The 14,670-nt window shown below is 72.3% G+C and carries 13 protein-coding genes; 1 reads left to right on the top strand and 12 read right to left on the bottom strand.

Features of this window, described 5'->3' with window-relative positions; all coding sequences use genetic code 11:
* Positions 1 to 355 precede the first annotated feature (355 nt).
* From DDE18_RS11870 to argC, 10 genes are read right to left on the bottom strand one after another with little or no spacing between them, the layout of a single operon-like run.
* Complete coding sequence (locus tag DDE18_RS11870; protein ID WP_116572451.1) at positions 356 to 964, bottom strand: DNA-3-methyladenine glycosylase; 609 nt, start codon at positions 962 to 964, stop codon at positions 356 to 358.
* Positions 948 to 2,378, bottom strand: coding sequence for an argininosuccinate lyase (gene argH, locus DDE18_RS11865; RefSeq protein ID WP_116572450.1), 1,431 nt, complete (start codon positions 2,376 to 2,378; stop codon positions 948 to 950). Before argH ends, DDE18_RS11870 begins: the two co-directional genes overlap by 17 nt.
* Positions 2,378 to 3,808, bottom strand: a complete 1,431-nt coding sequence (gene argG / locus DDE18_RS11860) for an argininosuccinate synthase (protein ID WP_116572449.1) — start codon at positions 3,806 to 3,808, stop codon at positions 2,378 to 2,380. The genes argH and argG overlap by 1 nt, the downstream gene beginning before the upstream one ends.
* Positions 3,805 to 4,374, bottom strand: a complete 570-nt coding sequence (locus tag DDE18_RS11855; protein ID WP_116572448.1) for an arginine repressor — start codon at positions 4,372 to 4,374, stop codon at positions 3,805 to 3,807. The genes argG and DDE18_RS11855 overlap by 4 nt, the downstream gene beginning before the upstream one ends.
* Positions 4,371 to 5,294, bottom strand: a complete 924-nt coding sequence (gene argF, locus DDE18_RS11850) for an ornithine carbamoyltransferase (RefSeq protein WP_116572447.1) — start codon at positions 5,292 to 5,294, stop codon at positions 4,371 to 4,373. Before argF ends, DDE18_RS11855 begins: the two co-directional genes overlap by 4 nt.
* Entirely contained in the window at positions 5,291 to 6,544 is a 1,254-nt protein-coding gene (locus tag DDE18_RS11845) for an acetylornithine transaminase (protein ID WP_116572446.1), read from the bottom strand. Before DDE18_RS11845 ends, argF begins: the two co-directional genes overlap by 4 nt.
* Entirely contained in the window at positions 6,541 to 7,446 is a 906-nt protein-coding gene (gene argB / locus DDE18_RS11840; protein WP_116572445.1) for an acetylglutamate kinase, read from the bottom strand. The genes DDE18_RS11845 and argB overlap by 4 nt, the downstream gene beginning before the upstream one ends.
* Positions 7,443 to 8,594 (bottom strand): bifunctional glutamate N-acetyltransferase/amino-acid acetyltransferase ArgJ, encoded by a 1,152-nt coding sequence (argJ, locus tag DDE18_RS11835; RefSeq protein WP_116572444.1) that lies wholly within the window; start codon positions 8,592 to 8,594, stop codon positions 7,443 to 7,445. The genes argB and argJ overlap by 4 nt, the downstream gene beginning before the upstream one ends.
* The gene (locus DDE18_RS11830) at positions 8,591 to 9,082 is read right to left on the bottom strand and encodes an ACT domain-containing protein (RefSeq protein ID WP_116572443.1); all 492 of its coding nucleotides are present in this window, start codon (positions 9,080 to 9,082) and stop codon (positions 8,591 to 8,593) included. The genes argJ and DDE18_RS11830 overlap by 4 nt, the downstream gene beginning before the upstream one ends.
* Positions 9,079 to 10,107 carry an N-acetyl-gamma-glutamyl-phosphate reductase gene (gene argC / locus DDE18_RS11825; protein WP_116572498.1) on the bottom strand — a complete coding sequence of 343 codons (1,029 nt, stop codon included), beginning with the start codon at positions 10,105 to 10,107 and terminating at the stop codon, positions 9,079 to 9,081. The genes DDE18_RS11830 and argC overlap by 4 nt, the downstream gene beginning before the upstream one ends.
* 76 nt (positions 10,108 to 10,183) lie before the next feature.
* On the opposite strand from argC, the gene DDE18_RS11820 reads away from it, so the two are divergent.
* Positions 10,184 to 10,993, top strand: coding sequence for a maleylpyruvate isomerase N-terminal domain-containing protein (locus DDE18_RS11820; protein ID WP_245916621.1), 810 nt, complete (start codon positions 10,184 to 10,186; stop codon positions 10,991 to 10,993).
* 32 nt (positions 10,994 to 11,025) lie between these two features.
* Here DDE18_RS11820 and pheT read toward each other — a convergent pair whose 3' ends face one another.
* Together pheT and pheS are read right to left on the bottom strand one after the other, a co-directional pair.
* The gene (pheT, locus tag DDE18_RS11815) at positions 11,026 to 13,512 is read right to left on the bottom strand and encodes a phenylalanine--tRNA ligase subunit beta (protein WP_116572442.1); all 2,487 of its coding nucleotides are present in this window, start codon (positions 13,510 to 13,512) and stop codon (positions 11,026 to 11,028) included.
* 3 nt (positions 13,513 to 13,515) lie between these two features.
* Complete coding sequence (gene pheS, locus DDE18_RS11810; RefSeq protein ID WP_116572441.1) at positions 13,516 to 14,613, bottom strand: phenylalanine--tRNA ligase subunit alpha; 1,098 nt, start codon at positions 14,611 to 14,613, stop codon at positions 13,516 to 13,518.
* Between the last annotated feature and the right edge of the window lie 57 nt (positions 14,614 to 14,670).

The following is a 14,670-nucleotide window of genomic DNA, read 5'->3' as shown; positions in this document are numbered from 1 at the left end:
ATCATGTCACTCAATCAAAGAAACCATCAACCACCCACCCAAAAAAGGGCAAGCAATCAACGGGGCAAAACAAACTAATCCGTCGACTATCAAAACGCACTGTTGAGTTCTCAAGAATCAGACGCACCCAAGCGCCGCTCTTGCGAGCCTTGTCTTGGGACAACCTGCAGTAACTTACCGGAACGTCTTGCCCGCGTCAAACCCGGGCGAGGCCGTGCCGTGTCGTCTTCGGGCTCTCCCCTCTACGAGGGCCTCGTGGGCCGGGGGCGGGAGCCGCACTGGGCGACGAGAAGAAACATTAGACCCCTTGGCGCGATCGCACAAATCCGGGTCGGCCTCCACGCGTTTGCGCAGGTCAGGGCCCTGTCCGGCGGCGCCGTGGCGCGGCCGGACGGTAGGTGGAGACGGTCCGCTCCTCCGCCAGCCAGAACCGCCAGGGCCGCTCGGGAGCATCCCGCAGCCCGACCCGCGGTCCGGTGCCGACCTCGCCGGGCTGCGGCGGGTCGGGCAGCTCCAGGCGCACCCGGCCGGTGGCCAGGTCGTCACCGTTGTGCTCGATCGTCAGCCCGAGGGCCTGGCACAGCATGGCCGGGCCCCGGGCCAGGTCCCGGTCGGCGGCGCCGTTGCGGCGTACGCGTGCGGTCTCGATGCCGTCGACGACCTCCCCCGCGCGGAGCAGCACGGCAGACGCGCGGCCCTCCGGACCCGTCACGACGTTGCAGCAGTAGTGCATCCCGTAGATGAAGTAGACGTAGAGGTGCGCGGGCGGCCCGAACATCACCTGGTTGCGCGGCGTCGGACCGCGGAACGCGTGCGACCCCGGGTCGTCGGCGCCGTCGTACGCCTCGACCTCCGTGAGGCGGACGGCCACGTCGCCATGGCGCAGCACCGCGCCGAGCAGGCGCGGTGCCACCTCGAGCACCGGCCCGCCCAGGGCCGAGCTCAGCTCACCCGAGGCGCTCACGACGGAGGGCGACCTCGGCGCCGAGCTCGGCCAGCTGCTCACGAACGCGCACCGGCGCCGTGCCACCACGGCCGGACCGCGCCGAGACGGAGCCCTCGACGGTCAGCACGTCGCGGACCGCCGGCGCCAGGTGGGGCGAGATCGCCGCGAGGTCGTCGTCGGAGAGCTCGTGCAGCTCGATGCCGAGCTCCTCGCAACGCCGTACGCACGCGCCCGCGACCTCGTGGGCGACCCGGAAGGGCACGCCCTCGCGCACCAGCCACTCGGCCACGTCGGTGGCCAGCGAGAAGCCCTGCGGGGCGAGCTCGGCCATCCGCTCGGCGTTGAAGGTCAGGGTCGCAACCATGCCGGTGAACGCCGGGAGGAGGACTTCGAGGGTGTCGACCGAGTCGAAGACCGGCTCCTTGTCCTCCTGCAGGTCACGGTTGTAGGCCAGCGGCAGCGCCTTGAGGGTCGTGAGCAGGCCCGCGAGGTTGCCCACCAGCCGGCCGGCCTTGCCGCGGGCCAGCTCGGCGATGTCGGGGTTCTTCTTCTGCGGCATGATGCTCGACCCCGTCGACCACGAGTCGTGCAGCCGCGCGAAGTCGAACTCGCGGGTGGTCCAGAGGATGACCTCCTCGGCCAGTCGGGAGACGTCGACGCCGACCATCGCGGCCACGAAGGCGAACTCCGCGACGAAGTCGCGCGAAGCCGTGCCGTCGATGGAGTTGGCGCTCGAGGAGGTGAACCCCAGCTCCGCTGCGACCGCCTGCGGGTCCAGGCCGAGGGAGGAGCCGGCCAGCGCGCCGGAGCCGTACGGCGAGTCCCCGGCCGTGCGGGTCACCCAGTCCTGCAGCCTGGAGACGTCTCGCAGCAGCGGCCACGCGTGTGCCAGCAGGTGGTGGCTCAGCAGCACCGGCTGGGCGTGCTGGAGGTGCGTGCGCCCCGGCATGGTGGTCGGTCCGTCAGGTCGGTCGAGGTGCTCCTGCGCCTGCTGCTGGAGCACCTCGACCAGGTCGAGCACGAGGCCGCCGATGGTGCGGGCGTGGTCGAGCAGGTAGGACCGGAAGAGGGTGGCGACCTGGTCGTTGCGGGAGCGCCCCGCCCGGAGGCGTCCACCCACCTCGGGGCCGACCTCCTCGAGGAGCAGTCGCTCCAGGGCCCCGTGCACGTCCTCGTCGGACGGGTCGGGGACCAGCTCACCCGTCTCGTATCGCTGGGCCAGGACCGTCAGGCCCCGGTGCAGCTCGGCGAGGTCCTCGTCGGTGAGCAGCCCCGCCGCGTGCAGGGCGTTGGCGTGCGCGTGCGACCCCGCGAGGTCGTAGAGCGCGAGCCGCCAGTCGAAGTGGGTGGACCGGGACAGCGCCTCGAGCTCCGGGGAGGGGCCGCCCTCGAAGCGGCCGCCCCACAGCTTGCCGGTGTTGGTGGTGTGCATCAGTCGGTTCCGAACTCCATGGCAGCCTCCTCGAGGGCGGCCTCCTCGTCACCGGTCAGCGCCGGGTTGGCGGCGATCCTCTCGGCACCGCCGGCGGGGAGCGCCCCGAAGAGGGTGCCGTGCTCGACGAGCACCTGGCCCTGGTCGAGCGGCTGCGCGGCGTACATCTCGAGCTTCGCCCGGCTGTCGGCGATGTCGAGGTTGCGCATGGTGAGCTGGCCGATGCGGTCGGTGGGGCCGAAGGCGGCGTTCTCGGTGCGCTCCATCGAGAGCTTCTCGGGGTGGTAGGAGAGCGCGGGGCCGTCGGTGCGCAGGACCGTGTAGTCCTCGCCCCGGCGCAGCCGCAGCGTCACCTCGCCGGTGACCAGCGAGGCCACCCAGCGCTGGATGGACTCGCGCAGCATCAGCGCCTGTGGGTCGAGCCAGCGGCCCTCGTAGAGCAGCCGGCCCAGGCGGCGGCCCTCGGCGTGGTAGTTGGCGATCGTGTCCTCGTTGTGGATCGCGTTCAGCAGTCGCTCGTAGGCGATCCACAGCAGCGCCATGCCGGGCGCCTCGTAGATGCCGCGCGACTTGGCCTCGATGACCCGGTTCTCGATCTGGTCGGACATCCCCAGGCCGTGCCGCCCGCCGACGGTGTTGGCCTCGTGGACCAGGGCGACGGGGTCGTCGAAGCGGATGCCGTTGATCGAGACGGGGCGTCCGGCCTGGAAGGCCACGGTCACGTCCTCGGCCTCGACGGCGACCGAGGGGTCCCAGAACTTCACGCCCATGATCGGCTCGACCGTCTCGAGCGAGACGTCGAGGTGCTCCAGGGTCTTCGCCTCGTGGGTGGCGCCCCAGATGTTGGCGTCGGTGGAGTAGGCCTTCTCCTTGCTGTCCCGGTAGGGCAGCCCGTGCTCGGTGAGCCACTGGCTCATCTCGGCGCGGCCGCCGAGCTCGGTGACGAACTCGGCGTCCAGCCAGGGCTTGTAGATCCGCAGGTCGGGGTTGGCGAGCAGGCCGTAGCGGTAGAACCGCTCGATGTCGTTGCCCTTGAAGGTCGAGCCGTCGCCCCAGATGTCGACGCCGTCCTCGTGCATCGCGCGCACCAGCATGGTGCCCGTCACGGCACGACCGAGGGGTGTGGTGTTGAAGTAGGCGCGGCCACCGGAGCGGATGTGGAACGCCCCGCAGACCAGGGCCGCCAGGCCCTCCTCCACCAACGGGCCCTTGCAGTCGACCGCACGCGCGATCTCCGCGCCGTACTGCGTGGCACGGCCGGGGACGCCGGAGATGTCGGGCTCGTCGTACTGCCCGATGTCGGCGGTGTAGGTGCACGGCACCGCTCCCTTGGCGCGCATCCATGCGACCGCGACGGAGGTGTCGAGGCCGCCGGAGAACGCGATGCCGACGCGCTCGCCGGCGGGGAGGGAGGTGAGGACCTTGCTCACGTGGTGGGTTCCTTCTGGTCGAGGGTGCTGGGGTCGGTGGTGCGGTGGTCGGCAAGGGCCAGGAAGCGCCGGGCCAGGACGTCGCCGCCCTGAGGGTCGCGGCCGATGACGAGCACGGTGTCGTCGCCGGCGATGGTGCCGAGGACGTCGCCGAGCTCGGCGCGGTCGAACGCGCTGGCCAGGAACTGGGCGGCCCCCGGCGGCGTGCGGAGCACGACGAGGTTGGCGCTGGCGTCGGCGCTCACCAGGAGCTCGCCGCAGAGGCGGGCCAGCCGGTCGAGTGCGCCGGCGTGCTCTCGGGAGGTGTGCGGAGACCGGTCGCCGCCCTCTGCGGGCACGGCGTAGACCAAGGCACCGTCGCTGTTGCGGACCTTGACGGCGTCGAGCTCGACGAGGTCGCGGCTCAGCGTCGCCTGGGTGACGTGCACGCCGTGCCGGCCGAGGAGCTCGGCGAGCTCGGTCTGCGACCGCACGTCGTGGTGGGTCACCAGGTCGATGATCCGCTGGTGGCGCGCGCGCTTGGTGAGGGGGCTGACGGCACCGGCCGTCTCGGACCCGGAGCTCACGAGTGCTCCAGCAGCCAGGCCAGGATCGCCTTCTGGGCGTGCCGCCTGTTCTCCGCCTCGTCCCAGACGACGCTCTTCGGGCCGTCGAGGACCTCGGCGGCGATCTCCTTGCCGCGATAGGCAGGCAGGCAGTGCATCACGATGGCGCCGGGGCTCGCGTGGGCGAGCAGCTCGGGCGTGACGGCGTACGGCGCGAAGAGGCGCAGCCGGTCGGCTGCCTCCTCCTCCCGGCCCATGCTCACCCAGGTGTCGGTGACGACCACGTCGGCCCCGGTGACTGCGGCGACCGGGTCGGTCTCGAGGGTGACCGATCCGCCGGTGCCGGCGGCGATGTCGACGGCCCGCTTCACGACGTCCTCGTCCGGCTCGTAGCCGGCCGGGGCGCCGACGACGAGGTGCAGGCCGGCCATCGCGCCGGCGAGCACCCAGGAGTTGCCCATGTTGCAGGCGCCGTCGCCGACGAACGCGACGCGGGTGCCGGTGAGCCGGCCGACGTGCTCCTGCACGGTCAGCAGGTCGGCGAGCAGTTGGCAGGGGTGGAAGTCGTCGGTGAGCGCGTTGACCACCGGCACCCCGGCGTAGGTCGCCATCGTGTCGAGGTCGGCCTGGTGGGCCGTGCGCCACACGATGGCGCTGGCCTGGCGGCCGAGCACCCGACCGACGTCCTCGACCGACTCGCGCTGGCCCATCGCGGCGAGCCCGCCGTCGACGGTCATCGGGTTGCCGCCGAGCTCGGCGATGCCCGCGGTGAACGAGACCTGGGTGCGCAGGGTCGGGCGGTCGAAGACCAGGGCCACGGTGCGGGGACCGGCCAGCGGCTTGTGGTCGTACGGCGCGGCCTTCATCTGCGCCGCGAGTGCGAGCACCTCGGCCTGCTCGGCGGGCGTGAGGTCGTCGTCGCGCAGGAAGTGGCGGGTCATCGTGCCTCCTCGAGACCGGCTGAGGCGAGGATGGCCGGCCACGCCTCGACGAAGGCGTGCGCCTGCTCCTCGCTCAGGACCAGGGGCGGCGCGAGCCGGATGCCCTGCGGGGTGGGGTTGTTGATGATCCAGCCGGCCTCGAGCGCCGCCGCGGCGACGTCGGCCGACGGGCCGGTCAGGTCGAGGCCGATGAGCAGCCCCTCTCCCCTGACGTCGACCACTCGCGGGTCCTCGGCCAGCCCGTCGCGCAGGGCCTTGCCGAGCCCGGCGACGTGGTCGAGCAGGTGCGTCGACTCGATGGTGTCGAGCACGGCGAGCGCGGCCGCGCAGGCGACCGGGTTGCCGCCGAACGTCGTGCCGTGGTTGCCGGGCTGGAAGAGGTCGGCAGCCGCTCCGAGCGCGATCGTCGCGCCGATCGGGATGCCGCCGCCGAGGCCCTTGGCGAGGGTGACGACGTCGGGGGTCACTCCCCCGCCGAACGGCAGCTGGTGGGCGAACCAGGCGCCGCACCGGCCGATGCCGGTCTGCACCTCGTCGAGCCACAGCAGCGCACCGTGCCGATGGGTGAGCTCGCGCGCGGCGGCAAGGTAGCCGTCCGGCGGCACGACGACGCCCGCTTCGCCCTGGATCGGCTCCAGCACCACGGCAGCCGTCTCGTCGGTGACGGCCTCGGCGAGCGCGGCCTCGTCGCCGTACGGCACGAAGGTCACGTCGCCGGGCAGCGGCAGGAACGGCTCGCGGTAGGCCGCCTTGGAGGTGAGCGCGAGGGCGCCCATCGTGCGGCCGTGGAAGGCGCCCTCGGCCGCGACGACGTGGGTGCGGCCGGTGAGCCGGGTCAGCTTGAACGCAGCCTCGTTGGCCTCGGCGCCGGAGTTGGAGAGGAAGACCTTGCCGGGGGTCTCGACTTCGCTCGACCGCCCGGATCCGCTCGACCGCCCGGATCCGCTCGACCGCCCGGATCCGCTCGACCGCCCCGTCAGGAGGGAGACCAGACGCTCGGCCAGCTCGAGCTGCGGCTCGGATGTGAAGAAGTTGGAGACGTGGCCCAGGGTCTGCAGCTGGGTCGTGACGGCCTCGACGATCGCCGGGTGGGCGTGGCCCAGGGCGTTCACGGCGATCCCGCCCAGCAGGTCGACGTACTCCTTGCCGTCGACGTCCCACACCCGCGCGCCCTCGCCGCGGACGAGGTCGAGCTTCGGCAAGCCGAAGGTGTTCATCAGTGCGCCCTGGTAGCGCTCCTGCCAGCTCATGATGCGCTCCTCACCTTGGTCTCGACCCCGGGCAGCACCTGGGTGCCGACGCCCTCGTCGGTGAACAGCTCGAGGAGTACGGCGTGGGGCTCGCGGCCGTCGACCACGGTGGCGCGGGCGACGCCCTGGGTCACCGCCTGGTGGCAGGCCTGCATCTTGGGGACCATGCCCGACTCCAGCGTCGGCATCAGCTCCGCCAGTGCCTCGGGCGAGATCTCCTTGATCAGGCTGCCCTTGTCCGGCCAGTTGCCGTAGAGGCCCTCGACGTCGGTGAGCACGAGCAGCTTCTCCGCGCCCAGCGCGACCGCGAGGGCCGCGGCGGCGGTGTCTGCGTTGACGTTGTGCACCTGGCCGAGGTCGTCGGGCGCGACGCTGGAGACGACCGGGATCCGGCCGGCCTCGATCAGGTCCTGCACCGCCTCGGGCCGCACGTCGCGGACCTCGCCGACGAGGCCGAGGTCGACCTCCTCGCCGTCGACGACCGTGTTGGTGGGCATGGCGGTGAAGAGGCCGGCGTCCTCGCCGGACAGCCCGACGGCCAGCGGGCCGTGCTGGTTGATCAGGCCGACCAGCTCGCGCTGCACCTGGCCGACGAGCACCATCCGGACCACGTCCATGGCCTCCGGCGTGGTGACGCGCAGGCCGCCGCGGAACTCCGACTCGATGCCGAGGCGGTCGAGCATGCGCGAGATCTGCGGGCCGCCGCCGTGGACCACCACGGGCTTGAAGCCGGCGAAGCGCAGGAACGCGATGTCCTCGGCGAAGGCCCGCTTGAGCGTGTCGTCGGTCATCGCGTTGCCGCCGTACTTCACCACCACGATCTTGCCGTGGTAGGCCTTCAGCCAGGGCAGGGCGCCGGCGAGGACCGCGGTCTTGGTGTTGGGAGCCTTGGTGGTGGTCATGAGCTGTAGGCGCTGTTCTCGTGGACGTAGGCGTGGGTGAGGTCGTTGGTCCAGATCGTGGCCCGCTCGGTGCCGGCCTTGAGGTCGATGGTGACCGTGACCTCGCGCGGCGTGAGGTCGACCTCGGCCGGGTCGGCGTGTGGCGTGGAGTGCTTGCACACCCACACCCCGTTCATCGCGACGTCGAGGTCGGCGGGGTCGAACGCCGCCTGGGTGGTGCCGATGGAGGCGAGCACCCGACCCCAGTTGGGGTCGTTGCCGAAGACGGCGGCCTTGAACAGGTTGGACCGCGCGACGCTGCGGCCGACGTCGAGCGCGTCGTCCTCACTCGCCGCGTTGAGCACGGTGATCGCGATCTCGTGGTCGGCGCCCTCGGCGTCCTTGAGCAGCTGCATGGCGAGGTCGGTGCAGGCCTGCGTGAGGGCGGCGGTGAAGTCGGCCAGCGGCGGGGTGACGCCGCTGGCGCCGCTCGCCATCACGGTGACCGTGTCGTTGGTCGACATGCAGCCGTCGGAGTCGAGCCGGTCGAAGCTGACCCGGGTCGCGGCCCGCAGGGCGGTGTCGAGGTCGGCAGCGGGGACGACGGCGTCGGTGGTGAGGACCACCAGCATCGTGGCCAGCTGGGGCGCGAGCATGCCGGCGCCCTTGGCCATGCCGCCGATCGACCAGCCCGGGCCTTCGACGACGACGTTCTTCGGCACCGAGTCGGTGGTCATGATCGCCTCGGCCGCGGCGGCCCCGCCGTCCGGGGAGAGCGCGGCGTGGGCGGCGTCGACCCCGGCGAGCAGCTGCTCGCGCGGGTTGGCCAGCCCGATCAGGCCGGTCGAGCAGACGACGACGTCGATCGCGCCGATGCCGAGCCGCTCGGCAACCCTTTCAGCGACGGCGTGCGTGGTCTGGAAGCCCTCGGGGCCGGTGTAGCAGTTGGCGCCGCCGGAGTTGAGGACGACCGCCTTGACGGTGCCGTCCTTGACGACCTCCTGCGACCACAGCACGGGGTTGGCCTTGCAGCGGTTGGAGGTGAAGACGGAGGCGGAGTCGAACGTGGGGCCTTCGTTCACGACGAGGGCCAGGTCGGGCTTTCCTGTGGACTTCAGGCCGGCGGCGACGCCGGCGGCAGTGAAGCCGGCGGGGTGGGTCAGGGTCATCGGGGCTTCTTCTTCCGGGGAGCCTCGCCCTTTCCGGACGAGGGGGACTTGCGAGGAGGCTTGGCGGGTACGGCGGGGGTCACGGTGTGCCCTCGTCGTCGCCATTCCTCTGCCGCCCGGGCCCCGTCGGTGAGCCGGACCATGATCCAGTCGGTGTCGAAGGTGGACATCGTGTAGACCGGGATCTGCGCCTCCGCCAGCGGCACCAGCAGGCCGGCCAGGATGCCGACCGCGTCGGGGGCGAGCTGGCCGCCCACCTGGAACGCCGTGAGCGGCCCGATGTGCGGCGTCTTGGTCGGCACGCTGCGGGTGGCGCAGACCAGGCTCGTCTCGGTGGCCGTCGCGGTCACCGAGAAGAGGCTCGCCGACTCGGCCCACTGGGGCACCTCGGAGCCGGGGCCAAGCCGCACGATGGCGAGCTTCTCCGGGAACTGCAGCAGCGTGAGGGAAGCCCTGGTCGGGGTCTCGGTGGTGGGCTCGTCGGTCATGGGGCCAGTCCGATCGTGGAGAGGCCGACGGTCTCGTCGAGCCCGAGGGCGAGGTTCATGCACTGCACGGCGGCGCCGGCGGTGCCCTTGGCGAGATTGTCCATCGCGCCGACGGCGACCAGCCGGCCGGCCCGCTGGTCGACGGCGACCTGCACGTGGACGGCGTTGGAGCCGAGCACGGCCTGCGTCTGCGGCCACTGTCCCTCGGGCAGCAGGTGCAGGTAGGGCTCCTTGCCGTACGCCGCGTCGTACGCCTCGCGAGCATGCTCGAGCGACACGTCCCCGGCCAGCGGCGCCGACACCGTGGCCAGGATGCCGCGGCTCATCGGGACGAGGAGCGGGGTGAAGCTGACCGTGACGGCGCCGTCGTGGACGCGGCCGAGGTTCTGCGCGATCTCGGGCGTGTGGCGGTGCACGCCGCCGACGCCGTATGCGCTGGCGTTGCCCATCGTCTCGCTGCCGAGCAGGTGGGGCTTGGCGGCCTTGCCCGCCCCGGAGGTGCCGGAGGCGGCCACGACGGTGATGTCGGGCTGCACCAGGCCGGCCGCGAGGGCGGGCGCGATGGTGAGCGTGGAGACGGTGGGATAGCAGCCGGGCACGGCGATCCGCCGGGCGCCGCGCAGCTGGTCGCGCTGGCCCGGCAGCTCGGGCAGGCCGTAGGGCCACGAGCCGGCGTGCTCTCCTCCGTAGAACTCGGTCCAGGTCTCCGCGTCGGTGAGCCGGAAGTCGGCACCGCAGTCGATGACGATGGTCTCCTCGCCCAGCGCCTGGGCGATCGCCGCGGACTGGCCGTGGGGCAGGCCGAGGATGACCACGTCGTGGCCCGAGAGCACCTCGACGGTCGTCTCCTCGAGCACCCGGTCGGCGAGCGGCAGCAGGTGGGGCTGGAGGGCGCCGAGCCGCTCGCCCGCGTTGGAGCCGGCGGTCAGGGCGCCGATCTCGACCTGCGGGTGGGCGAGCAGGAGGCGCAGGGCCTCTCCCCCGGCGTACCCGCTGGCTCCTGCGACGGCGACCTTGTACCTCATGTGCATGACTATACATGTTCCTGCATGTCCATGTAACCCGGGTGCGGGCGTCGGTGGCCGCCCCTAGCGTGGCTGCATGATGACGCGCCTGAGGCCCGAGCAGTACCTCGACCATATCCGTCTGGAGTCTGCCGCCTTCCGGGCCGCGCTCGCCGACTGCGACCCCGGCGCTCCGGTCCCCTCCTGCCCCGACTGGACCGCCGCCGACCTGCTCCACCACCTCACGGACGTGCAGCACTTCTGGGCCGAGATGGTGCGCAACCGCCCGGCTGGCCCTCACGGCTACGTCGAGGTGGAGCAGGCGCCGGACCACGCCGCGGCGCTGGCGGCCTACGACGCGGCCTCGGCCGGGCTCCTGGCCGCGCTGGAGGGCCTGGCGCCCGACGTCGAGGCGTGGACCTGGGCCGCGGAGCCGGGCGACCACTCGGTCGGCTTCATCCAGCGCCGGCAGGCCCACGAGGCGCTGATCCACCGGCTCGACGCCGAGCTCGCGGCGCGCATCTCGACGCCGGTCGACCCGCTCCTCGCGGCCGACGGCGTCCACGAGGCCATCGGGGTGATGTACGGCGGCTGCCCGCCCTGGGGCTCGTTCACGCCGTCGGGCCAGCACGTCCGGCTCGACTGCACCGACACAGGCCACTCCGTCTGGGTCGCCCTCGGCACGTTCAGCGGCACCGACCCGCGCACCGACACGACGTACGCCGACGAGCCGGACGTCAACCTCGCCGACGACCCGGGCGTGGAGCCCGACGTCGTGGTCGACGGGGAAGCCGCTGCGCTCGACGCCTGGCTGTGGCACCGGGGCGACGACGCCGGGCTGACGGTCGCCGGCGACCAGGCGGTGTTCGAGAGGTTCCGCGAGGTCGTCAGCACGCCGATCACCTGAGCGGCCTGCCGTCGCGATGGAGCTCGCCGCCCCTAGCTCCGCTGCACGGCACCGCACCGCTCGGCGGCCAGCGCCACGGCGGCGTCACGTGCGGCGGCGGCCTCGCCCTCCTTGAGAGTGCGGTCGGGCGCCCGGAACCGCAGCGCGTAGGCCAGCGACTTCTTGCCCTCGCCGATCTGGTCCCCGGTGTAGACGTCGAAGAGCCGGATCGACTCGAGCAGCTCGCCGGCCCCCTCGCGCAGCGCCGCCTCGACGTCCGCCGCGGGCACGGAGGCGTCGACGACCAGGGCAACGTCCTCCTTCGCGACGGGGTACGCCGAGTGGTGCGGCGCCTGCCGCAGCTGCACCGCGTGCTCGATGAGCACGTCGAGGTCCACCTCGGCGGCCACCGAGCGGGCGGGCACGCCGTAGGCGGCGCACACCCGGGGGTGCAGCTCTCCGGCATGGCCGACGACGGTCTCGCCCACCAGCAGCTCGGCGCAACGGCCGGGGTGCCACGGGGCGACGGACGCGGCGCGCACGGTGAGCTCGACGCCGAGCTCGTCCGCCACGGCCAGGACTGCGGCGACGGCGTCCGACCACTCGACGTGGCGACCCTTGCCCCACCAGCCGGAGAGCTCGGCCTCCCCCACCCCGACGAGCGCGAGGTGGAGCGGCTGGTCCGGCAGGGCCTTGACCAGCTCGTCGAGCTCAGCGTCGGTCGGACGGCGGTCGACGGGCAGGATCGGGGCCGGTCCGACCGCCCGGGGCAGCGTGACCGTGGCGTGCTCGAAGATCCCGAAGGACTCGGCTCCGTGGCCGACGTTCTTGGCCGCCGTGCGCAGCAGGCCGGGCAGCAGCGTCGTCGTCATCGACGGCGCCTCCGAGCTCAGCGGGTTGCTCAGCCGGAGCATCGTCCGGCGCGCGTCGTCGGCGGGCAGCCCGAGCGCGTCCAGGTCTCCTTCGCTGACGAACGGGAAGCTGACGACCTCGACGAAGCCCTCCCCCGCGACCGTGCGGCCGATCCGGCGGCGCAGCTGCTGGACTCGCGTCAGGCCGCGGCCCGACGGCGGGGTCGGCAGCACCGACGGCACCCGGTCGTAGCCGACCAGCCGGATGACCTCCTCGGAGAAGTCCTGGGCGTCGGTGAGGTCCGGCCGCCACGGCGGCGGGGTGACCTCCAGGGCGCCGGAGCCGCTGACCTCACAGCCGACGGCGCGCAGGCACTCGGCCGTCGTCTCCTCGGAGATCTCCATGCCCGAGACACGCGTAGCCAGGTCGCCCGGCACCATCACCGTCGGCATCGCCGGAGGAGTGCCGACCACGGTCACGCCGGGGTCGGCCTCTCCCCCGCCGTAGGTCGTGAGCAGCTCGACCACGCGGTCGGCCGCGGCCTCGCAGATCGTCGGGTCGACGCCCCGCTCGTTGCGCTTGCCGGCCTCCGAGCTGATCTTGTGGCGCTTGCCCGTGCGGAACATGGAGACCGCGTCCCAATGTGCGGACTCCACGAGGATGTTGCTGGTGGACTTCGAGAGCTCGGTGGTCTCACCGCCCATGACGCCGCCCAGGCCGATGAGCCCCGAGTCATCGGCGATCACCAGGTCCTCGGTGTCGAGCGCGCGGACGGTGCCGTCCAGGGTGGTCAGCCGCTCGCCCTCACGCGCGCGGCGTACGACGATCGGTCCCTGCAGCTTGTCGGCGTCGTAGCCGTGGATCGGCCGGCCGGTCTCGAGCATCACGTAGTTGGTCACGTCGACGGCCAGCGAGATCGGGCGCATGCCGGCGGCGGTGATCCTCTGCGCGATGAAGTCGGGCGTCGGGGCAGCGGGGTCGAAGCCGGTCACCCTGCGGGCCACGAAGACCGGGCAGCCGGCCGGGTCCTCCACGACGACGGGGTAGCCCTGGTCGTTGGCGGGGGGCGTGTCGCGGATCGCGGGGTCGCGGAAGTCGGCAGCACCGTCGACGGAGACCAGCACCTCGCGGGCGATGCCGCGCAGGGACAGGGCGTAGGCCCGGTCGGGGTTGACCTCGAACTCGACGATCTCCTCGTCGAGGCCGAGCACGCCGCGCACGTCCTCACCCGGCTCGCCGGCGTCGGCGGGCAGCACGATGATGCCGTCGTGGTCGTCCCCGAGGCCCAGCTCGCGTGCGGAGCAGATCATGCCGGCCGAGACGTGGCCGTAGGTCTTGCGGGCGCTGATCTCGAACCCACCCGGAAGCACGCCGCCCGGGAGGACGACGACGACCAGGTCGCCGGGCTCGAAGTTGTGCGCGCCGCAGACGATGCCCTGCGGCTCGCCGGTGCCGTTCGCGTCACCGACGTCGACGGTGCACCAGCTGATGGTCTTGCCGTTCTTCTGCGGCTCGGGGTCCTTGGTGAGGACGCGGCCGACGACCAGCGGCCCGGTGATCTGGCTGCCCGGGGACTCGATGCCCTCGAGCTTGAGGCCGGTCAGCGTCAGTCGCCGGGTGAGCTCCTCGGTCGTGACGCCAGCGGGGACGTCGACGTACTCCTTGATCCAGGACAGGGGCGCCTTCATCGCTCAGATCTCCGTTCCGAAAGCAGCGCTGAACCGGACGTCGCCCTCGAAAAGGTCGCGCAGGTCGGCCATGTTGTGCCGGAACATGAAGGACCGGTCGATGCCCATCCCGAAGGCGAAGCCGGTGTAGACCTCGGGGTCGACACCGCACGCGATCAGCACGCGCGGGTTGACGACGCCGCAGCCGCCCCACTCGATCCAGCCCTCGCCCTTGCACGTGCGGCACGCGGGGGAGTCGACCCCGCGGCAGACGAAGCAGCGCACGTCGACCTCGGCGGATGGCTCGGTGAACGGGAAGTAGGAGGGACGGAAGCGGGTGTCGATGCCGTCGCCGAAGAGCTGCGACGCGAAGTGGTCGAGGGTGCCCTTGAGGTGGGCCATCGTGATGCCCTCGTCGACGACCAGGCCCTCGACCTGGTGGAACATCGGCGAGTGGGTGGCGTCGTACTCGTCGGTGCGGAAGACCCGGCCGGGGCAGACGACGTAGATCGGCGGCTTGCGGGTCAGCATCGTGCGGGCCTGGACCGGCGACGTCTGGGTGCGCAGCACGACGTGGTGGTCGGCCGGCTCGGTCCAGAAGGTGTCCTGCATGGTGCGCGCCGGGTGGTCGGGCCCGAGGTTGAGCGCGTCGAAGTTGAGCCACTCGGCCTCGACGACCGGGCCCTCGGCGACCTCCCAGCCCATCGCGACGAAGAGGTCGGCGATCAGGTCGGACTGGAGGGTGATCGGGTGGCGGCTGCCGCGCCGGCGCCGCTCGGCCGGCAGGGTGACGTCGACCGCCTCCTCGACGAGCATCCGCTCCTCGTGCTCGGCCTCGAGCACGGCCTGCCGCTCCGCCAGCGCCTTGTTGACGGCCCCACGCGCCTGGCCGACGCGCTGGCCGGCGTCCTTGCGGGCCTGCGGGGGAAGGGCACCGATCTCGCGGTTGGCCAGGGCCAGCGGGGAGCGGTCACCCGCGTGGTCGAGGCGGACCTGCTTGAGCGACTCGAGGTCGGTCGCCGCCGCGATCGCCGCGAGCGCGGCGTCGCGCATGGCCTCGACCTCGTCGGCCTTGAGCGGGGTGACCTCGACGGGGTCGTAGTCGGTGTTGGGGCCGGACATGGCTCCCTTTCCAGCGCGGCTCTGATGGACGCGCTGATTCTAGGTGTGGAGGTCCCG

Source organism: Nocardioides gansuensis (genome assembly GCF_003076135.1).
Classification (GTDB): domain Bacteria; phylum Actinomycetota; class Actinomycetes; order Propionibacteriales; family Nocardioidaceae; genus Nocardioides; species Nocardioides gansuensis.
Note: the sequence above shows the minus strand (reverse complement) of the source record. Positions and strands in the feature narration are given on the sequence as shown.

Bases quoted from the DNA above. Each gene is read 5' to 3' on its own strand.
- DDE18_RS11820 (WP_245916621.1), top strand. From the start codon at position 10,184: ATGATGACGCGCCTGAGGCCCGAGCAGTACCTCGACCATATCCGTCTG.
- DDE18_RS11830 (WP_116572443.1), bottom strand. From the start codon at position 9,082: ATGACCGACGAGCCCACCACCGAGACCCCGACCAGGGCTTCCCTCACG.
- pheT (WP_116572442.1), bottom strand. From the start codon at position 13,512: ATGAAGGCGCCCCTGTCCTGGATCAAGGAGTACGTCGACGTCCCCGCT.
- DDE18_RS11845 (WP_116572446.1), bottom strand. From the start codon at position 6,544: ATGAGCTGGCAGGAGCGCTACCAGGGCGCACTGATGAACACCTTCGGC.
- argB (WP_116572445.1), bottom strand. From the start codon at position 7,446: ATGACCACCACCAAGGCTCCCAACACCAAGACCGCGGTCCTCGCCGGC.
- argJ (WP_116572444.1), bottom strand. From the start codon at position 8,594: ATGACCCTGACCCACCCCGCCGGCTTCACTGCCGCCGGCGTCGCCGCC.
- argC (WP_116572498.1), bottom strand. From the start codon at position 10,107: ATGAGGTACAAGGTCGCCGTCGCAGGAGCCAGCGGGTACGCCGGGGGA.
- argH (WP_116572450.1), bottom strand. From the start codon at position 2,378: ATGCACACCACCAACACCGGCAAGCTGTGGGGCGGCCGCTTCGAGGGC.
- argF (WP_116572447.1), bottom strand. From the start codon at position 5,294: ATGACCCGCCACTTCCTGCGCGACGACGACCTCACGCCCGCCGAGCAG.
- pheS (WP_116572441.1), bottom strand. From the start codon at position 14,613: ATGTCCGGCCCCAACACCGACTACGACCCCGTCGAGGTCACCCCGCTC.